At 27.6% G+C, this 21,718-nt stretch carries 18 protein-coding genes; 15 read left to right on the top strand and 3 right to left on the bottom strand.

The window, feature by feature from the left end; translation table 11 throughout:
- Nucleotides 1–78 precede the first annotated feature (78 nt).
- The gene (locus EJJ37_RS00475) at nt 79–447 is read left to right on the top strand and encodes a transposase (RefSeq protein WP_204596848.1); all 369 of its coding nucleotides are present in this window, start codon (nt 79–81) and stop codon (nt 445–447) included.
- Here EJJ37_RS00475 and EJJ37_RS00470 read toward each other — a convergent pair.
- Nucleotides 439–1,800 (bottom strand): MATE family efflux transporter, encoded by a 1,362-nt coding sequence (locus tag EJJ37_RS00470; protein ID WP_133013632.1) that lies wholly within the window; start codon nt 1,798–1,800, stop codon nt 439–441. The two genes, EJJ37_RS00475 and EJJ37_RS00470, sit on opposite strands and share 9 nt — an antisense overlap.
- A gap of 319 nt (nt 1,801–2,119) precedes the next feature.
- Between EJJ37_RS00470 and EJJ37_RS00465 the strand changes: the two genes are divergently transcribed.
- The 11 genes from EJJ37_RS00465 (at nt 2,120) to EJJ37_RS00415 (ending at nt 15,350) form a co-directional block, all read left to right on the top strand.
- On the top strand, nt 2,120–2,872 hold the full coding sequence (locus EJJ37_RS00465) for a DeoR/GlpR family DNA-binding transcription regulator (protein ID WP_133013631.1): 753 nt from the start codon (nt 2,120–2,122) through the stop codon (nt 2,870–2,872).
- Entirely contained in the window at nt 2,872–3,777 is a 906-nt protein-coding gene (pfkB, locus tag EJJ37_RS00460; protein WP_133013630.1) for a 1-phosphofructokinase, read from the top strand. Before EJJ37_RS00465 ends, pfkB begins: the two co-directional genes overlap by 1 nt.
- A 21-nt stretch (nt 3,778–3,798) precedes the next feature.
- The gene (locus EJJ37_RS00455; protein WP_133013629.1) at nt 3,799–5,730 is read left to right on the top strand and encodes a PTS fructose transporter subunit IIABC; all 1,932 of its coding nucleotides are present in this window, start codon (nt 3,799–3,801) and stop codon (nt 5,728–5,730) included.
- Between the two features lie 201 nt (nt 5,731–5,931).
- Nucleotides 5,932–7,098 (top strand): Na+/H+ antiporter NhaA, encoded by a 1,167-nt coding sequence (nhaA, locus tag EJJ37_RS00450; RefSeq protein ID WP_133013628.1) that lies wholly within the window; start codon nt 5,932–5,934, stop codon nt 7,096–7,098.
- Nucleotides 7,099–7,208: 110 nt separating this feature from the next.
- Nucleotides 7,209–8,852 (top strand): GH3 auxin-responsive promoter family protein, encoded by a 1,644-nt coding sequence (locus tag EJJ37_RS00445; protein WP_133013627.1) that lies wholly within the window; start codon nt 7,209–7,211, stop codon nt 8,850–8,852.
- Between the two features lie 264 nt (nt 8,853–9,116).
- Nucleotides 9,117–9,326 (top strand): hypothetical protein, encoded by a 210-nt coding sequence (locus EJJ37_RS00440; protein WP_133013626.1) that lies wholly within the window; start codon nt 9,117–9,119, stop codon nt 9,324–9,326.
- Nucleotides 9,327–9,422: 96 nt separating this feature from the next.
- Entirely contained in the window at nt 9,423–10,289 is an 867-nt protein-coding gene (locus EJJ37_RS00435) for an EamA family transporter (RefSeq protein WP_133013625.1), read from the top strand.
- Nucleotides 10,290–10,324: 35 nt separating this feature from the next.
- Entirely contained in the window at nt 10,325–10,783 is a 459-nt protein-coding gene (locus EJJ37_RS00430) for a YdeI/OmpD-associated family protein (protein ID WP_133013624.1), read from the top strand.
- A gap of 133 nt (nt 10,784–10,916) precedes the next feature.
- A complete protein-coding gene (locus EJJ37_RS00425) occupies nt 10,917–12,545 on the top strand; it encodes a glycoside hydrolase family 13 protein (RefSeq protein WP_133013623.1) in 1,629 nt (542 codons plus the stop codon).
- A 164-nt stretch (nt 12,546–12,709) separates the two neighbouring features.
- A complete protein-coding gene (locus tag EJJ37_RS00420) occupies nt 12,710–14,218 on the top strand; it encodes a carboxypeptidase M32 (protein ID WP_338032221.1) in 1,509 nt (502 codons plus the stop codon).
- Between the two features lie 121 nt (nt 14,219–14,339).
- The gene (locus tag EJJ37_RS00415) at nt 14,340–15,350 is read left to right on the top strand and encodes a putative ABC transporter permease (protein WP_133013621.1); all 1,011 of its coding nucleotides are present in this window, start codon (nt 14,340–14,342) and stop codon (nt 15,348–15,350) included.
- A gap of 121 nt (nt 15,351–15,471) precedes the next feature.
- On the opposite strand, the gene EJJ37_RS00410 is transcribed toward EJJ37_RS00415, so the two are convergent.
- Nucleotides 15,472–16,365, bottom strand: coding sequence for a DMT family transporter (locus EJJ37_RS00410; RefSeq protein ID WP_133013620.1), 894 nt, complete (start codon nt 16,363–16,365; stop codon nt 15,472–15,474).
- Nucleotides 16,366–16,518: 153 nt separating this feature from the next.
- Between EJJ37_RS00410 and EJJ37_RS00405 the strand changes: the two genes are divergently transcribed.
- On the top strand, nt 16,519–17,421 hold the full coding sequence (locus EJJ37_RS00405; RefSeq protein ID WP_133013619.1) for an AraC family transcriptional regulator: 903 nt from the start codon (nt 16,519–16,521) through the stop codon (nt 17,419–17,421).
- 48 nt (nt 17,422–17,469) lie between these two features.
- Nucleotides 17,470–18,372 (top strand): GNAT family N-acetyltransferase, encoded by a 903-nt coding sequence (locus EJJ37_RS00400; RefSeq protein ID WP_133013618.1) that lies wholly within the window; start codon nt 17,470–17,472, stop codon nt 18,370–18,372.
- Nucleotides 18,373–18,572: 200 nt separating this feature from the next.
- Here EJJ37_RS00400 and EJJ37_RS00395 read toward each other — a convergent pair whose 3' ends face one another.
- Nucleotides 18,573–19,391, bottom strand: coding sequence for an AraC family transcriptional regulator (locus EJJ37_RS00395; RefSeq protein ID WP_133013617.1), 819 nt, complete (start codon nt 19,389–19,391; stop codon nt 18,573–18,575).
- Nucleotides 19,392–19,523: 132 nt separating this feature from the next.
- On the opposite strand from EJJ37_RS00395, the gene EJJ37_RS00390 reads away from it, so the two are divergent.
- Nucleotides 19,524–21,713, top strand: a complete 2,190-nt coding sequence (locus EJJ37_RS00390) for an alpha-galactosidase (RefSeq protein ID WP_133013616.1) — start codon at nt 19,524–19,526, stop codon at nt 21,711–21,713.
- Nucleotides 21,714–21,718 lie beyond the last annotated feature (5 nt).

Here is a 21,718-nt window from a genome sequence, read left to right as displayed (position 1 = left end):
TTAGTGCGACAGCCCCTTTTGCTAAAAAAAATAAATCCTAGACTCTATAAGCCTAGGATTTATGGTAAAATATTTTTCATGCTAACAAAAAAAATCTTACAACAAAATTATACTTTAAATCGAAAGTTTTATCAATTAAAACTTCCTTTTGATATAGATTGCATAATTCCAGAAAATGATTCGGTGAGATTACTAAGTCAGTTTGTAGAGGAGATGGATTTAACTGAACTATATTCTACTTATTCTAGAATAAGAGAAAATCAAGTACCGCCAATGAATATGCTGAAAATTATGCTTTATGGATATATGAATGGATTTTATTCTTCAAGAGATATAGAAACTGCATGTCGAAGAGATATCAATTTTATGTTTCTACTAGAGGGTGCTTCGCCTCCGGATCATTCAACATTTGCTTTTTATAAATTTTTTAAATATTATTTATGCTAATTCAGCTTTGTGCAATATGTTTAATGACTTAAACTCTTTGAAGATTAAAACTAATGTTATAACAACAGAGAAGAAATCAGCACAGGCACCTGCAGCCCAAACCCCATCTAATCCAATAAATAAAGGTAATATTAAAGTAAATGGAATTAATAATATAACTTGTCTAAGTAAGCTAACAAACATAGACATTTTAGCTTTACCTATTGATTGGAAATAACTAGTTGATACAATATTGATTCCTACTATAGGCATCATTAATAAATACATTCTAACTCCTTTTACAGCAACAGCAGTAAGTTCAGGATCATTATTAAATAAGCTAATTGCAAATTGAGGGAAAGTCTGAATTAGAACTCCACCAATAGTACAAATAACTGTAGCAGCAATAGTAGCTATTTTAAATGTCTTTTTAGCTCTGTCGTATTTTTTAGCACCATAGTTAAATCCTATAATTGGTTGACAACCTTGATTAATACCAAAAATAGGCATCATAAATACCATGTTAATAGATCCTATTATAGCCATAGCACCTATAGATAAATCATTACCATAGGCTTTTAAAGAGTTATTAGCAATAACTTGTACTAAACTGTTAGCAATTTGAGTTGCAAAAGGAGCAATACCAATTGCAAATGTCATCATAACTAAATTTTTCTTTAGTTTCATATTTTTAATTTTTAATTTTAAGTTAGATTTTCCTTTTGTATAGTAGTAAAGAATTATAATGAATGTAAGTGCTTGAGAAATGACAGTTGCAAATGCAGCACCTTTAATTCCCATATTTAATACAAAAACAAATAAATAGTCTAATATTATATTAGTACCACATCCAATAACCATTGTTATTGAAGCTAGCTTAGGATTACCGTCAGCTCTTACAGTACTATTTAATGCAAAAGAAAGAATATTAAAAGTACATCCACCTAAAATTACGATAATATATTGCTTAGCATAAAATAAAGTATTTTCACTTGCTCCAAAAATATTTAATATTGGATTTAAGAAGATAATCCCAATAATAGTTAGTGCAATACCAACTATTAAACTTAATGTTAGTGCACTACCGATTAACTTTTCTGCATCATCTCTTTTACCACGACCAAGATTTAAAGATATATTTGCTGTTGATCCAATTCCAATAAGCATACCAAATGCTAAAAGAATAGACATTATAGGCATAGTTATTCCAACACCTGTTAAAGCAAGAGAACCAACTTCAGGTATACGACCAATAAACATTCTATCTACAATATTATATAAGGCGTTAACAAGCATACCAATTATTGCTGGAATAGAATATTTTAATAATAATTTGCCTATAGGCTCTTTACCTAATTGATTTTGATGTCCCATATTTTTGTCCTCCTATATAAGTTAGAAATCATTTTAATAAATCTTTCCTTAAGCGAAATTGATAATTAATATTGAATTTATATTAAGGTAAAATGACTGTTAAATTGACTAACATATTATACTGTTAAAATAGTTGCAAATACAACTAAAAAAAGTTGGGATTGCAACTATTTTTTTAATATAAAAAATATATTATTACAAAAATAAAACAGTAAATGAAATAAAATGAATGATTATGAATGTAAATGAAAGTTTTTGAGTGAAAATGATTGACTTATCATTAAAAGTAGAGTATTATGAAATCAAGGAAGTGATGTAAATGTTATCAGAAGAGAGACATAAGATTATTTTAGAAAAGTTAGAAAGAGAATCAGTAGTTTATTTAAATGATTTAGTTAAATATTTAAACACTTCAGAATCCACTATTAGAAGAGATTTAACTGCTCTTGATAAAGCAGGATTATTAAAGAAGGTTCATGGAGGAGCTACATCATTAAAAGAAATAAGTATAAATACAACTGATGATATTGTTGAGAATAGACAGTCTTTAAATATAGATGAAAAGTTAAAAATTGCAGAATATGCTGCATCACTAATAGAAGATAGTGATTTGGTATATATAGATGCAGGAACGACTACAGAACTTATGATTAATTTTATAAATAATACAAAAGCTATATTTGTAACTAACGGAATTGTTCATGCAAGAAAGTTAATTAAAAAGAACTGTACTACTTATATCTTAGGTGGAGAGCTAAAGCTTGCTACTGAAGCTATAGTAGGAGTTGAAACTGTAAATAGTTTAAGAAAATACAATTTTACAAAGGGCTTCTTTGGAGCAAATGGAGTAGATATTGAAAGAGGTTTTACTACCCCAGATGTTAAAGAAGCTATGGTAAAAAATGAAGCATTACATAGAAGTAAAAAAAGATTTGTTTTATGTGATAAATCAAAATTTGATGAAATAAGTTCAATAACTTTTGCAAATATTAAAGAAGCTAAAATAATAACTAGAGGTTTAGAGAATAATAGATATAAGCATGAAACAGAAATTTTGGAGGTGGAAAGTTAATGATATATACAATTACGTTTAATCCGGCTTTAGATTACATTGTTAAGATGGATGAATTCAACTTAGGACATGTTAATAGAAGTAATAATGAATTTGTTTATGCTGGTGGAAAAGGAATTAATGTATCAATCGTATTAAATAATTTAGAAGTAAAAAGTAAAGCATTAGGATTTATAGCTGGTTTTACTGGAGATGAAATAGAAAGAAGAGTTAGAGAGTTTGGATGCGATACTGAATTTATAAAGTTAAAAGAAGGTATGTCTAGAATAAATGTAAAAATAAAGGCTGATGTTGAAAGTGAAATAAATGGTGGTGGTCCTGATATTTCATCAGAGGCATTAGAAGAACTTTATAAAAAGTTAGATACATTAACAGCTGGAGACATATTAGTTTTAGCGGGTAGTATTCCAAAAACAATGCCAACAGATGTTTATGAAAGAATTATGGAAAGACTTCAAGAGAAAGATGTTAAGTTTATAGTTGATACAACTGGTGAATCATTACTTAAAGTACTAAAGTATAATCCATTTTTAATAAAACCAAATCATCATGAACTAGGAGAATTATTTGGAGTAAAGCTTAATAATAAAGAAGAAGTTATAGAGTATGCAAAGAAGCTTAAAGATATGGGAGCACAAAATGTAATTATATCTATGGCTGGAGATGGAGCAGTGTTAATAGATTCTAATGGAGGAGTTGTAACAAGTAATGTACCAAAAGGTGTAGTGAAAAACTCAGTTGGAGCAGGAGATTCAATGGTTGCTGGATTTATAGCTGGATATTTAAATTCAGGAAAAATTGAAGATGGATTTAAATTAGGTGTGGCAACAGGAAGTGCATCAGCATTTTCAGAAGGATTAGCTACAAAAGATTATGTTTATGAATTGTTAGAACAAGTAAGATAGAGAACCAAGGAGGAAGAAAAAGTGAAAATTACTGATTTATTAAAAAAGAATGGTATAGCACTTAATCCTAAAGTAGATTCTAAAGAAGCAGCAATAAATAAATTAGTTGATTTAATGGAGGCTACAGGAAGATTAAGAGATAAAGAGGCATATAAAAATGCTGTTTTAGAAAGAGAAAGCTTAAGTACAACAGGAATTGGAGATAATATAGCAATTCCACATGCTAAGACAAGTGCAGTAAAGGAAGCAGGTCTTAGTGCAATGGTACTTACTAATGGTGTTGATTATGATTCATTAGATGGTGAACCAGCAAAGTTATTCTTCATGATAGCAGCGCCAGAAGGTGAAAATAATCTTCACTTAGATGTATTAGCAAGATTATCAATGATGTTAATGGATCCAGAGTTTAAAGAGCAATTAATAAATGCTAAAAGTGTTGATGAGTTTTTATCACTTATTGATTCTAAAGAAAATGATAAATTAAAAGCAGAAAATGATAAAGAAGAAGCTCAAAAGGCACAAACTAATGGATACAGAGTATTAGCTGTTACTGCATGTCCAACAGGTATAGCTCATACATTTATGGCAGCTGAAGCTTTAGAAAATAAGGCTAAGGATATGGGAATTACAATAAAAGTTGAAACTAATGGTTCAGGAGGAGCTAAAAATGTTTTAACTGATGAAGAAATAGCTAATGCGGAATGTATAATAGTTGCAGCTGATAAAAAAGTTGAAATGGCTAGATTTGAAGGAAAAAGAGTTATTCAAACTAAAGTTGCAAATGGAATTCATAAAACAGAAGAATTATTAAATAGAGCTACTAGTGGAGATGCGCCAGTTTACCATCATGCAGGCGGAAGTGATAGAGATGGTTCAGCATCAGAAGAAGGAGAAAGCTTTGGAAGACAAATATATAAACACTTAATGAATGGTGTATCTCATATGTTACCATTTGTTATTGGTGGAGGTATATTAATAGCTTTAGCATTCTTATTAGACAATTACAGTATTAATCCAGCTAACTTTGGTAAAAATACTCCAATAGCTGCATTAATAAAAACTATAGGTGAAACTGCATTTGGATTTATGTTACCTGTATTAGCAGGATATATTTCAATGAGTATTGCAGATAGACCAGGTCTTGCAGTTGGTTTTGTTGGTGGTATGTTAGCTAATTTAGGAACAACTTATGCAAGTGCATTTGATTCTTCAGTATCAGTTATTAGTGGAGGATTTTTAGGAGCATTATTTGCAGGGTTCTTAGGTGGTTACTTAGTATTAGGATTAAAGAAGATATTTGATAAATTACCACAATCATTAGAAGGTTTAAAACCAACATTATTATATCCTTTCTTTGGTATTGGATTAATTGGTGTAATAATGATATTTGTAAATCCATTCTTTGGTGGAATAAATGAAGCAATTACACATTTCCTTAACTCAATGGGTGGAACAAGTAGAGTATTATTAGGTATTGTTGTTGCAGGTATGATGTCAATTGATATGGGTGGTCCTTTCAATAAAGCAGCATACGTATTTGGTACAGCATCACTTGCATCTGGTAACTATGAAGTAATGGCAGCAGTAATGGCTGGTGGTATGGTTCCACCACTTGCAATAGCTTTAGCATCAACATTCTTTAAAAATAAGTTTACTAAGAGAGAAAGACAATCAGCTCTTACAAACTACATTATGGGATTATCATTTATAACAGAAGGAGCAATTCCTTTTGCAGCAGCAGATCCATTAAGAGTTATACCTTCATGTGTATTAGGTTCTGCAACAGCTGGAGCACTTACAATGTTATTTAACTGTCAATTAAGAGCTCCTCATGGTGGAATATTTGTATTACCTGTAATAGGAAATCCATTTGGATTCTTAGCTGCAGTTGTTATAGGTTCTGTAGTAGGAATGGCAATGTTAGCATTATTAAAGAAAAAGGTAGTAGAATAAAATAGGGAAATTTTAAAGGTCTGAGACATTTACTAATTTAGTTAGTGTCTCAGACTTTTTTGTTTTGCTATATTATTAATTAATTAATAAAACAGATATATATTTCCAATAGAAAGTATCGCATTACACAAAGGATAAAAAGCATAGAACTGTACAAAATATAAGAGTGAATAAAAAGAAGTAAGTAGTAGGAGAAATATTATGGGAAAGAATAAAGAAAATAAAAAAAGTATAGTAAATTCAGAAGCCTTTCCAGGAATATTACTATTGGCAAGTACAATATTAGCTTTAATTTTGGCCAACACTCAGTTAGATAAATTTTACAATTTTATATTATATGATTTAAAAATAGGAAAGGAATTTAATTTACATTTATTTATAAATGATTTTCTAATGGCTATTTTTTTCTTGGTAGTAGGATGTGAAATTAAAAGAGAGCTTGTATATGGAAAACTTTCAAGTATAAAACAAGCATCTTTTCCTGTGATAGCAGCTGTTGGAGGAATGGTTGTACCAGCATTAATATTTACTCTATTTAATTATAGTAGTGGATTTGAGATAGGTGCAGGAATACCGTTATCTACTGATATAGCATTTGCAATAGGAATTTTCTCCATATTAGAAAGTAGGCTTAATATTTCATTAAAATTATTTTTACTTACTTTAGCTGTTGTAGATGATTTGTTATCAATAATAATAATAGGGGTATTCTATTCATCTCATATAAGAATTTCAGGAATAATTATTGCTTTAATTATAATAGCTCTCCTATTTTCTATTAGATTTTTTAATAAAAGAAATAAATTATATCCATATTTAATATTAGGTTTAGCTTTATGGATAGCCATATTTTATAGTGGTATTCACTCTACATTAAGTGGAGTAATTTTAGCATTTAGTATACCAGTATTACAGGAAAAAGATAGAAAGAAAGATTTGAGTTATAAGGTGCAACATAAATTAGAACCATTTTCTAATTATGTAATACTTCCTTTATTTGCTTTTGCCAATACAGGAATAGCATTAGGTGGAGATTTGAACTTAGCAAAAGATTATCCATTAATGATAGGAATAATATTAGGCTTAGTTATAGGAAAGCCACTTGGAATTATGTCTTTTGGATATTTAGGAAGTTTAATTGGAATAACAAAAAAGCCTAAAGATACATCATGGTATGATGTTTTAGAAGTATCTATACTAGCGGGAATAGGATTTACAATGTCATTATTTATATCAGAAATAGCTTTTGCAGGAGAAGAAGTTGAACTTAGTGTATCAAAAATTTCTGTATTAATAGCGGCTGTTATTTCAATAATACTAGCCAGTATACTAACATCAATAGGTGAAAAAATTCAACATAAAAAGTAATTTAAGAATATAATAATCAATTTATAAAGCACTTTCATATATTACTTACGACAGAAATATATAGGAAGTGCTTTATTACGAGTATAATAAGTAAAGTTTTATATCGTACTATGATTTCAGCAGGAGGATTAGTAGAAAAAAAGTTTAATAAGTATACTTTAAATTCAAGGTATATAAATGAAGAAGTATTATTTAAAATATTAAATAAAAATAGTACATCGAAATATGGAGAAAAATATAAGTTTAATTCAATAAAATCTGTGGATGAATATAAATCAAATGTACCTATTACAGATTATTTAGATTATGAGCTATATATAAATGAAATGCTCAAAGGGGAGAAAAATATTTTAATTACTGATGATGTTGAATTTTTTGGACATACATCAGGAACAACAGGTAAACAAAAACTAGTTCCTGTTACTAAAAAATCAAGAGAAGTTGGCAGTAAGTATATGGCATTGTTAATCGAAAGATTTGCATATAACAATTTGAAAAATAAATGGAATTATGGAAGAGGGCTAATGTTAGCTGATACTGTTATGACAACTTATTCAGAAGGTGGAGTACCTATATGTTCAGCAACATCAGGAGGAATGGATGCTATAAAAGTCATACTTCCTAAAATATATACTTCACCATATGAAGTAATGAAAATTAAAGATAAAAATGCAGCATTATATTTACACTTATTATTTGCTCTTGAGGATAAAAACTTAACTTATATAAGTGGTGTTTTTATATCAAATGTTTTAGATGCATTAAGAACGTTAGAAGATAATGCAGAGTTATTAGTTAGAGATATTAGAAGAGGTAGTATAAATAGAAATTTAAATATTGATGGAGAGACAAGAAAAAAATTAAATAAATGTTTAAAACCAAATGCAGGACGAGCTGATGAAATGGAATTAGAGTTTTCTAAAGGTTTTGAAGGAATATGTAGAAGAATATGGCCTAAATTAATTTATATTGCATCAGTAACAGGAGCTAATTTTTCTATATATGATGATATGGTTAATTATTATACTGGATCTGTACCAATATACTCTCCGGCATATGCATCAACTGAAGCAATGATAGGAATTAATCCATATATATCTAAAATAAGATATGTAATAATACCAGATACTGTATTTTACGAATTTATTCCAGTAAAAGAAAGTAATAAAGAAAATCCTCAAACTTATTGTATAGATGAGTTAAAAGTAGGAGAAAAATATGAGATTATAATAACTAGCTATGCTGGATTTTATAGATATAGATTAGGTGATGTTGTTAAGGTAGTTGATTATTATAATAATTCACCAGAGATAGAGTTTTTATATAGAAAAAATCAAGCACTTAATATGGTTTCTGAAAAAACAACAGAAGATCATTTAAGGGAGTCTCTTAGTAAAACTGTAAAAGAATTTAATTTGTCTTTAGTTGATTATACAACTTTAGAGGATAATAGTATAACACCAGGAAGGTATGTTTTCTATTTAGAATTTAATGAAGAGATACCTAAGAGTAAAATAAAATTTATAGAAAATACCTTAGATAAAGAGTTACAAAAAGCAAATTTGGCATATGGAAGATTTAGAAAAAACAATAGATTAGCATGCTTAAGTATTAATATAGTTAGAAGAAATACATTTGATATTATAAAAGGATATTTAATATCAAAGGGAGTTTCAAAAAGTCAAATTAAAATTCCAAGGGTAATAACTAATAAAAAAGATATTTTAAATATATTAAATGATAATAGTAAGTAATTATAAATTGTATTCTATAAAAAGGTTAATATAATTTTTTTATAGAATACAATTAAGTTTTATTCCAAAAAAGTTAAAATTTATATATAATAAGATGATAAAAAAGATATTTTAAATGATATAAATGAGGGGGAAAAGCGCTTGGAGTGGATGGGGTGGTTTAGTTTTATTATTCTTTTGTGTTATTCTTCATATCCAGGAAGAGTAAAAAAGCTTGAGAAAAAAATTAAAAAACTTACAAAGAAAGAAAAGGGGGAATATAATATGTCAAGTATAATATCTAAACTTGTGGGAGAAAAGTGTAAAATAAAAACAGAAGAAGCATTATTTTTAGGAAGTATGGAATGTTATTGCACGGTATTAGAAGCAGATGATGAATGGATTAAAATTTCTTATTCTGATAAAAAAGGTAATAGTAAAATAAAAATATTAAGAATAGAATCTATTAATGATATAGAATTAGATGTAGAATAAATTATGACATAATTTACTTAATTAAGTTATAAAATAAGTAAAAGGTTGCCTTAGGCAACCTTTTTAATTACATAAATGAAGGGGGAATAATTATTTATGTGGATATTATACGCATTAGGATCGGCATTTTTTGCAGGAGTTACATCAATTTTAGCTAAGATAGGTGTTAAAGATGTAGACTCTCATGTAGCAACAGCTATAAGAACTATTATAGTCTTAATTTTTTCATGGATAATGGTATTTATAATTGGTTCACAAAGTACAATACTAAATATTGATGGAAAAACTTTTTTATTCTTAATTTTATCAGGTTTATCAACAGGAGCATCTTGGTTATGTTATTTTAAAGCATTGCAATTAGGTGATGTAAATAAGGTAGTACCTATTGATAAAAGTAGTACAATATTAACTATGATTTTAGCTTTTATTTTCTTAAATGAAAAGATAACTATAAACATGGTAATTGGAATGATAGGAATAGCTATTGGAACTTACTTAATGATTCAAAAGAAAGAAGGAGTAGAAAAGGTTGTTAAGGGAAAGGCATGGTTAATATATGCTTTATTATCAGCTTTATTTGCTTCGTTAACATCTATACTAGGTAAGGTTGGTATAGAAAATGTTGAATCAAATTTAGGAACAGCTATTAGAACGATAGTTGTACTTATAATGGCTTGGATTATAGTTTTTGCTACTAAAAAACAAGGAGATATTAAGAAGATTGATAAAAACAGTTTAATATTTTTAATTTTATCTGGAATAGCAACTGGTGCATCATGGCTTTGCTATTATAAGGCTTTACAAGATGGACTAGCTTCTATAGTTGTTCCTATAGACAAGCTTAGTATTTTAGTAACTGTATTATTTGCTTATATATTTTTAAAAGAAAAATTATCAAAAAAATCATTATTAGGTTTAATTTTAATTGTAGTTGGAACATTACTATTATTAATAAAAGTTTAGATGCAGGAAAGTTAATTCTAGGAGGGCAATAACAAATGAAAAAATTTAATGCAGAAATAAAAAAAATAGAGGAAAAAGATGGAGCATATATAGAGATACCTTTTGATGTAGAAGAGGTATATGGAGCTAAAAGGGTAAAGGTAAAAGCCACTTTTGATGGAGTTGAATATAGAGGTTCAATAGTTAAGATGGGATTACCATGTTATATTATAGGAATAACTAAAGATATAAGAAAAAAGATAGAAAAGGAACCAGGCGATATTATTGAAGTAATCATAGAAAAAGATGAAGAAGAAAGAGTTGTTGAGATACCTACGTATTTTAAAGAGAGAATAGAGTTAGATAATAATATAAAAGAATTTTGGAATACATTATCTTTTTCTATGCAAAAAAAATATGTTACATGGATAACTTCAGCTAAGAAAGAAGACACAAGAAATAAAAGAATAGATACAGCAATAGAAAAACTGAAAAATAAAGAGAAGATGAAGTAAAATAGCATTATTGTGTTAAAAAAAGCCTATATTTTGCAAGTAAAGTAATAAGAATATTATGTATAATCACATTATAAATCATTAATTGTAATAAAAAGATAAATTGAGTTTTTATAATGTGGAGGTAACAAATATGGAAAGACAATGGTGGCATAGCTCAGTAGTATATCAAATATACCCAAGAAGCTTTAATGATAGTAATGGTGATGGAATAGGTGATATTAACGGAATTAGGGAAAAGTTAGATTATCTAAAAGAGCTTGGGATAGATGTTATTTGGCTTAGCCCAGTTTATAAATCTCCAAATGATGATAATGGATATGATATAAGTGATTACTGTGATATCATGGACGAATTTGGAACAATGGAAGATATGGATAATCTTTTAAAAGAAGCTAATGAAAGAGGAATTAAGATTCTTATGGACTTAGTTGTTAATCATACTTCAGATGAACATAAATGGTTTATTGAAGCTAAAAAATCTAAGGATAATGAGTATAGAGATTACTATATATGGAGAGATCCAGTAGATGGACATGAACCAAATGATTTAGGATCAACATTTAGTGGAAGTGCATGGCAATATGATGAAACAACAGGTCAATACTATTTACATTTATTTAGTAAGAAACAACCTGATTTAAATTGGGAAAATGAAAATGTTAGAAGTGAAGTTTATAAAATGATGAATTTCTGGGTGGATAAAGGTATTGGTGGATTTAGAATGGATGTTATTGACCTTATCGGTAAAGTTCCAGATGAGATGATAACAGGAAATGGACCTAAATTACATGAATATCTACAAGAAATGAATAAGGCAGCATTAGAAGGAAATGATTTATTAACAGTAGGTGAAACTTGGGGAGCAACTCCGGAGGTAGCCAAGCTTTATTCAAATCCAGAAAGAAAAGAATTAAGTATGGTATTCCAATTTGAACATATAGGATTAGATCAAATTGAAGGAAAAGAAAAGTGGGATCTTAAGGAATTAGAATTACTTGATTTAAAGAGAGTTTTATCTAAGTGGCAAACAGAGCTTGAAGGACAAGGGTGGAACAGTCTTTTCTGGAATAATCATGATTTACCAAGAATAGTTTCAAGATGGGGAAATGATAAAGAATATAGAGTTCTAAGTGCGAAAATGTTTGCAACTCTTCTTCATGGAATGAAAGGTACTCCGTATATTTATCAAGGAGAAGAACTTGGAATGACTAATGTGAAATTCGAAGATATTAATGAGTATAATGATATTGAAAGTTTAAATATGTATAAAGATAGACTTTCAAAAGGATATACCCATGATGAAATAATGGAATCTATCTATGCAAAGGGAAGAGATAATGCTAGAACTCCAATGCAATGGGATTCAACAGAAAATGCAGGATTTACTACAGGAACTCCTTGGATTGCTGTAAACAAAAATTATAATGAAATAAATGCTAAACAATGTTTACAAGATGAAAATTCAATTTTCCATCATTATAGAAAATTAATAGATATAAGAAAGAACAATGATACTATAATTTATGGAGATTATACTTTATTATGTCCTGAAGATAAAAATATCTTTGCTTATACTAGAGAGTTAAATGGAGACAAGATATTAGTAGTTTGTAATTTCTATGATAAGGAAGTTATTTTCAGTTTTGACGGTGATTTTAATCATGCTGATATTTTATTAAGCAATTATAAGGATTCAAGCACATTGATTGAGAAATTAAACTTAAGACCATATGAAGCTATAATGTTTAGAGTTAAATAATATTAAAATGTAAAATAATGTATGAACCTCCGGGGTCAATCCAGAATATGGATTGACCCCGGAGGCGCATACATTTTTTTCCTGATAAAAATGTACTATTCATTTAATTCAAAATAAAGTATATAATTAAATGAATAGAAAATATTAGAATGGGGGCTAAATTTTTGGATAAATTAGAGAAAAAGTTAGAAGAGCTTTCAGCATATTTAAAAACTATTGAGCATTATAGAAATGTAGGAAGTCTTATGTATTGGGATATGACAACTGGAATGCCAGAAAATGCAGCAGAGGGAAGAGCAGAAACTATGTCTTTCATGCAAATGCAAGCACATAATTTATCTGTTTCAAAAGAAATTCATGACTTTATTAAATTCTTTGAGAAGAACGAAGAAAAATTAGATTTTGTTCAGAAAAGAATGGTACATGAACTTAAGAAGAATTATGAAAAAGAAAAAATATTTCCTGAAGAATTTATAAAGGAATTTTCTTTAGCAGCCTCTAGGGGACAGTTAGCTTGGGAGAAAGCTAAGAATGAAGATAACTTTGAAATATTTAAACCTGCCTTAGAAAAGATAGTAGAGCTTACAAAGAAATCAATAAAATATAAAGGATATAAAGGTAATAAGTATAATGCCTTACTAGATGATTATGAGCCAGGACTTACTGTTGAAAAATTAGACAAAGTTTTTGATGAGTTAAGAGATGGAATTGTTAATATATTAAAAAAGATAAATAATAGTGGAACAGAAATTTCTAATGTCTTTGAGGGAAAAGAATTTCCTAAAGAAAATCAAAAAAGATTTTGTATTAAAATTTTAAAGACTATCGGATTCGATTTTAAATCTGGAAGAATGGATGAAACTGAACATCCATATACTTTAGATATGAGTAATAAGGACGTCAGAATAACTAATCATTATTACTTAAATGACTTTACATCAGCAATGTTTTCAGCAATACATGAAGGTGGACATGGAATATATGAACAAAATATACCTGACTACTTAGAAGGTACTGGATTAAATGTTGCAGCATCTATGGCTATTCACGAATCACAATCAAGATTTTATGAAAATATAATAGGAAGAAATAAAGCATTTTGTGGATATTTATATGAAGAAGCTAAAAAAGAGTTTCCTAATCAGTTTGAGTTTATTAATGAAGAAGAATTTTATAATACAATAAATAAGGTACAACCTTCATTAATAAGAACTGAGGCAGATGAACTAACTTATAGTATTCATGTAATTATAAGATATGAAATAGAAAAATTACTTATAAATGATAAAATTCAAGTTGCTGATTTACCTAGAGTTTGGAATGAAAAGTACAAGGAGTATTTAGGAATAGAACCAACAAGTGATAAGGTTGGAGTACTTCAAGATATGCATTGGTCAGATGGATCCTTTGGATATTTTCCAAGTTATGCATTAGGGAATCTTTACGGAGCACAAATGTTAAATGAAATGCTTAAGGATATTCCGAATATATACGATGAAATAGCTACAGGAGATTTGTCTTCAGTATATGAATGGTTAAAAGAAAATGTTCATGAATATGCTAATCTTTATGATCCAAGCGATTTAATAAAGAGAATTACAGGAGAGGAACTTCAAGCAAAATATTTTATTGAATACTTAGATAAGAAATATAAGGAAATATATAATTATTAATTCATATCTAAATTACCCTCAGAAAAAATTTTATTATAGATAACTTTTTTTCTGAGGTATTTTTATTTTAAAAAATTTACAAATATGATATGAAGTAATTATTAAGAAATGAGGGGAGAGAATGCACATATATACCTTACATCAATGGCTTCTTTTATTTTATCTATATTGTTTTATAGGTTGGGTATGGGAGTCATGTTATGTATCTTTAAAAAAGCATAAGTGGGTAAATAGAGGATTTTTAAAAGGACCTTTATTACCTATTTATGGATCAGGAGCTATAGTAGTATTAATTTCCACATTACCAGTTGAGAGGAATCTTATATTAGTTTTTATTATAGGGATGATTTCTGCAACAATATTAGAATATATAACTGGTGTAGTGATGGAGAAATTATTTCATGTTAGGTACTGGGATTACACTAAAGAGCCTTTTAATATTAATGGGCATATTTGTTTAATATCGTCTTTAGCTTGGGGAGTTTTTTCTGTACTTTTAGTTAGATTTGTTAATCCTAATATAGAGAGTTTAGTTACAATAATACCTTATGGAATATCAGAAATAATTTCATATATTATAACTGTTTTTATTACAATTGATGGTGTACAATCATTCAATGAAGCTATGGACTTAAAGAATATTTTAATAAAGTTTACTGAAAGAAATGAGGCTATTATCAATGTAAAGAAGAGAATAGAGATAATAGAAGCTTTTGTTAACGAAGATGTAAAATCCATGCAAGAAAAATTAGTTGAAAAAGTAGCAATTAAACAACAGGAAGCATTACTTAAGAAGAGCACAAGAAAGCAATCTATTGAAGTAATTATTAGAAAAAATTTGGAATTAAAAGAAGAAGCAATGAAGGGATTTGTTGAAAAGGTATCAAGATATGTTGATAAATTTGATGAGCTATCAGCAAAGGCCATAGATGAGCCAAGTAAAATAAAGGCTGAGTTTTTAGAGTATTTATCAAAACTAAAAGTACATGAATTAAAAATTAATAATACTGAAAATAAGGTTTATATGAATTCTATAAATATATTAAGAAGAAATCCAAATGCAAGAGCTAAGAAGTATGAAGAGGCTATGAGAGAGGTTAAAAACTTAGATAAGTATATAAAGGATAAATAAATTTATAATTTCAATATTAAAGTATATATTAAGAATTATTATATAAAATACTATTTATAATTATGAAAGGATCTTAAGTATTTAGTTTAAATTTAAGATCCTTTTATAATATATAGATTTATTATTTCTTTGAAAAAGATAAAAGTATTACAGTGAAAATTATACAAGCTGTTCCTATAAGTTCTGGTAAACCAAATGATACATTTAACCATAAAATAGATAGAATTGTAGCAGATAAAGGTTCTACACATCCTAGTATACTTGATTCTGTTGGTAGAAGATATTTAAGGCTTTCCAAGTAACAATAAAATGCAATAAGTGTTCCAAAAATAACAATAAAAATAACTGAGATTATAGAAATAATAGATAGTTCACCAGTAAAATTAAAGGGTGAATGTATAAAACTAAAAGCTAGTCCACCAATGAGCATACCCCAGCCGACTACAGCTATAGAGCTATATTTCTTTAGCAGAGAAATAGGTTGTAAGGTGTATATTGCAGCACAAAATGCAGAAGAAATACCCCAAAATAAAGCTGCTTTTGAGAGTGATAAACTATGAATATCTCCTCTTGTTATTATAAAGAATGTACCTATTAAAGCTAAAACTATTGCAAGTAATTCTCTGAAATTAGGCAATTTTTTATTACGTATAATTAAATAACAAGTTATAATGACTGGAGATAAGTATTGAAGTATAGTAGCTGTTGCTGCATTTCCATGTTTAATTGCAGCAAAGTATGTATATTGTACACCAAGCATACCAATGATACCGAATAGTATAAGGGTTATACGATCATTTTTTTCCTTCCATATATTTTTCATATCTTTATTCTTTTTTAGATAACCATATAAAAGTAGTGTGAAACCAGATATTAATAATCTAACTACAACAAGCCATTCAGGATTAAATGATTTCTGCTGAAATAAAAATTGTGCTACGGTACCAGATATACCCCATAACATTGTACCTACAATTACTAAAATTATTCCTTTAGTTCTTAAATTTAAGTTCATATTCTTCACTCCTCTAAAGACTTATATAATAAAGGGAATATAATACAAATATTGATTTATAAGTATTAATCTGTAATAATTTTATTAATATTTAAAGTATATAACAATTAATATATTGATATAAATTAAAACTATATTAGCAAAGAGGTAAAAATGCAGGTTAATAAAATAGATGTAGATAGTAATTTACAAGAGATAATAAAACATGGATCTAGTGACTTGCCAATAGCTTTATATAATGATGATTTTAGTTTATTTGATGAGGGATATATAAGATGGCATTGGCATAAGGAGGTACAGATTTCTTATGTTTTAAGTGATAAGGTATGTTTTCAAGTTGAAGGTGAAGAAATTATATTGGAACCAGATGAGGGAATTATATTTAATACAAATGTTTTACATCAAATAAAGCCAGTCATAAACAATTGTAAGATGTATTCTATTGTGTTTGATTCAAACTTCATTGATGGCAATGAAAATTCATTAATAAATAAGAAATATATAAATCCTATTTTATATAGTAGCAATTTAAAGTATATAGTATTAAAAAAAGATATTATATGGAAAAAAGAGATTTTAGACTATACTGAAAAGATTTTTAAAGCTTTTAATAAAAAGGAATATGCTTATGAATTAGAGGTAAGGAATTATTTAAACTATATTTGGTTTACTTTAGTAAAGGAGATGAAAACTTATAATAAAAGTTCAAATAAGTTATCTCTATATGATGAAAAAAGGGTTAAATTAGCATTAGAATATATACATAGTAATTATGAAAATAGTATTTCTTTAAATGATATAGCTATGGCTGTAAATATTAGCAAAAGCGAATGTTGTAGAGCTTTCAAAAGGGTTTTAAATACGACTCCATTTGAGTATTTGATGGAGTATAGAGTTTTAAAATCTACTCATTATCTTTGTAACAGTAATGAATCTATATCTAATATTGCACTTAATGTAGGCTTTAATGGAATAAGTTATTATGGAAAGATATTTAAAAAACATATGAATTGTACACCTTCCCAATATAGAAGAAAATATAATATTTATATATAAAGTTGTATATAATTGATAAAAGGTAAGGAAGAATATGAGGGGTGTAAAATGAGTAAAAAAGTATTGATTAATGGTTATGAATATACCTATATAAAAGGTTATAGGGATAACGAAAATTTAAGAGATGGTCTTAATAAGTTAACAGAAGAAACTTATGGGTTTAATTTTAGAAAATGGTATGAGGCTGGTTATTGGGGAGAAGGATATATCCCATATTCATTATTAGATGATGATAAATTAGTAGCTAATGTATCAGTAAGTATTATGAAAATAAATATTTTAGGAGAAGAAAAAAATTATATCCAAATAGGAACTGTAATGACTGATGAAAAATATAGAAATCAAGGTTTATCAAGATTTCTTATGGAGAAAGTTTTAAGTGAATGGGAAAATAAATGTGATTGTATATATCTTTTTGCAAATGATACTGTATTAGATTTTTATCCTAAGTTTGGATTTGAAAGAGTTTATGAATATCAATATTCTATAAAAAAGAACAAAGAGAGAAGTAATAAAAAAGTTAGAAAAATAAATATTAATGATAATGAGGACAAAGTACTTTTAGAAAATATAATTAATAATAGTATTCAAATTTCAAAGCTTCATGTTAAAGATAATAAAAATTTAATTATGTTTTATTGCTTGGATTTCTTGAAGGATAATATTTATTATATTGAGGATTGTAATTCAATAGCAATTTGTGAATATGATGGGGAAGAGTTATTTATTCAATATGTATTTATGGATGAAGAAATAGATCTAAATATAGTTATTGATTTATTAATGAATGAAGATACTAAGATTATTAGATTAGGGTTTACCCCTATAAATATTGAAGAATATAATAAAGAATTATTAAATGATGATAATGATGCTCTATATGTTAAGAGTAAGAATAAAAGTGTTTTTAATAATGAAAATATAATGTTTCCTATATTATCTCATGCATAAGTAAGAATTATATTTAATCAAAAACTGTACTTTCTACTATTATTTATTAAAACTAATAATTATCAAAAGAGAGAGGTATAAAGCCTATCTCTTTTTTTATATAGAAATTTATTAAGAATTAAATATTTACCGTATATAATTTAAATTTTAATAAGCCTTATAGAAGTAAAAAACATAGAAATGAAAATATACCATGATTATTAATTAAACTTTCTATATCTTGAAGGAGTACAACCTTTATATTTTTTGAAAGTTTTAGAAAATAGCATAGTATCATTATAGCCTACTGAACGTGCTATATCTCCTATAGTTAAAGAGGTTGTTGATAATAATTCAGTGGCTTTTTCTAATTTAAGGTTCAAAATATACTCTTGAGGAGATAAGTTTAAAATTCTTTTAAATATTCTATGTAAATAAGATCTATCAATAGATAAGTGATTTGCAATATCCATAATAGAAATATTGTCTTGGAAATTTAATTGAATATAAAGTAATGCCTCATCTAAATAAGTTTGCTGAGTATTTTTATTGCTATTTATTAGATTAGGAAATTCATTTAATAATTCAAAAAGAAAATCATATAAAGTAGCTAATATTTTTAAATTCTTATTATTATCTATCTTAGTGCTATTAATTATAGAATTAATAGAATTTATTAATTTACTGCTTTCACTTAAAGTAAATATAGGATTAGATTTAGAAATTGAAGTTTTGTTTAAATAATCACTTATCTTAGTACCAACAAGTCCAACCCAAATATATTCCCAGGGATTATCTTTATCTGCTTCATAGTATATAAGTTCATTAGGATAGATTAAAAAGCCATCTCCAGCAGTTAAATTATATGAAGTATTATTAACTTTATATGTTCCTTTACCATTTAAAACTATATGAATTAAATATCCGCTTCTTACAGCTGGTCCATAAGAATGCTTACTTTTACAAGATTCATGTCCACAAGTATAAAGATTTAATTCAATATTATCATAGGGATTCCTATAAGAAAAATTAAAATCCATAATAGCCTCCTAGTTTAAAAATTAGTCACAAAGTTTATAGTATTTGTCTACATAATTCCATATTAATACATTTTAAAAAGGTTTACAATATAAATGTAAAAAGAATAAAAAAATATTTGAAAGAGGTAGAGCATGGGTATTAAGATAGATAATAAAAAATCTTTATTCCATATACAGGGAAAAAGTACAAGCTACATTATGCAGGTTTTAGAGGGTGGATATTTAGCTCATTTATACTATGGGGCTAGGATTAATGAATATAGAGGAAGTAATAAAATAATTTATTTAGACAGAGGATTTTCACCTAATCCATGTGATAAAGATAGAAGCTTTTCATTAGATACAATTCCACAAGAATATCAAGGATTTGGCAATGGAGATTTTAGAATACCGGCATACCAAGTTAAATTGGAGAATGGAACAAGAATTTCAGATTTAAGATATCTAGGTTATAAAGTATTTAAAGGGAAAAAACAATTAGTGGGGTTACCAGCAACTTATGCTAATAATGATGATGAGTGTGATAGTTTAGAAATATATTTAGAAGATAAAGTAATAGGTTTGAAGGTAATATTAAATTACTCTGTATTTAATGATTTAGATGTAATAACAAGAAGTGTTAAGTTTATTAATGAAGGACAAGAAGAAATAAGACTTTTAAGAGCGTTAAGTATGAGCATTGATTTTAGAGATGATGATTTTGAAATGATTACTTTATATGGTGCTCACAACAATGAGAAAAATATTGAAAGAAGAAAAATCGTATCAGGGATTCAAATGGTAGATAGTTCAAGAGGAGCGAGTAGTCCTCATCAAGCACCTTTTGTAGCATTAGTTAGAAAAGATACAAATGAGGATAGTGGAGAGGCCTATGGATTTAATTTTGTATACAGTGGGAATTTTACCGCACAAGTTCAAGTAGACCAATATAGAAATACAAGAGTTGCTATGGGAATTAATCCATTTGATTTTTCATGGTTATTAAAAGAAAATGAAGAATTTCAAACACCAGAAGTTGTTATGATTTACTCTAATAATGGATTAGGAGGAATGTCAAGAAAGTTTCATAATTTATATAAGGAAAATTTATGTAGAGGAGAATTTAAACATAAAGTTAGACCTATATTGATAAATAATTGGGAAGCTACATATTTTGATTTTAATGAAGATAAACTTATTAAAATTGCAGAAGAAGGTAAAAAACTTGGAATGGAACTTTTTGTTCTGGATGATGGATGGTTTGGACAAAGAGATGATGACAATACTTCTTTAGGGGATTGGGTAGTAGATAGAAGAAAATTACCTAATGGAATAGAAGGAATTGCAAATAAAATAGTAGATATGGGAATGGAGTTTGGATTATGGTTTGAGCCAGAAATGATTTCAATAGAAAGTAATTTATATAAAGCTCATCCAGATTGGTGTATTCATGTACCAAATAGACCATATACAATGGGAAGAGGGCAATTAGTTTTAGACTTATCAAGAAAAGATGTTTGTGATTATATAGTTGAATCTGTATGTAAGATATTAGAATCAGCACCTATAACCTATGTTAAGTGGGATATGAATAGACACATTACAGATATAGGTTCTGAATTATTGCCAATAGAAAGACAAGAGGAAACAAGTCATAGATACATGTTAGGATTATATGATGTTATGGAAAGAATAACTGGTAGATTTCCTAATATATTATTTGAAAGTTGTTCAAGTGGAGGAGGAAGATTTGATCCAGGAATGCTTTATTACATGCCACAAACATGGGTAAGTGATAATACAGATGCTATTTGTAGGACAAAAATACAGTATGGGACTAGTTTAGCATATCCTCCAATAACTATGGGCTGTCATGTATCAACAGTAGCTAATCATCAAGTTGGTAGAATAACGCCACTTGAAACAAGAGGAAATGTAGCAATGGCAGGTAATTTTGGATATGAGTTAGATTTAACCAAATTAACTGAAGAAGAAAAGGAAATAGTTAAGGAGCAAATAAAAGAATATAAGGATATAAGAGAAGTAATTCAATTTGGTGATTTATATAGAATATTTAATCCTTTTGATGGAAATGAATCAGCATGGAATATTGTTTCAAAAGATAAAACACAGTTTGTTGCTACTTACGTAAAGGTTTTATCTTTGCCAGCAGCTCAAATTAGAACTATAAAGTTTAGAGGGCTAAATCCAGAGTATTTATATAAAGATATTAAAACAGGTGAAATATTTGCTGGTGATGAGCTTATGAATGTTGGTATAACAATTGAAAGAGTGAAACAAGACTTCTATAGCAAAAAATGGATATTTAAAGCGATTGGTTAAGGGAG

The sequence above is a fragment of the Clostridium cuniculi genome, from assembly GCF_004353185.1.
Classification (GTDB): domain Bacteria; phylum Bacillota; class Clostridia; order Clostridiales; family Clostridiaceae; genus Clostridium; species Clostridium cuniculi.
This window is presented reverse-complemented; position numbering and strand designations above follow the sequence as displayed.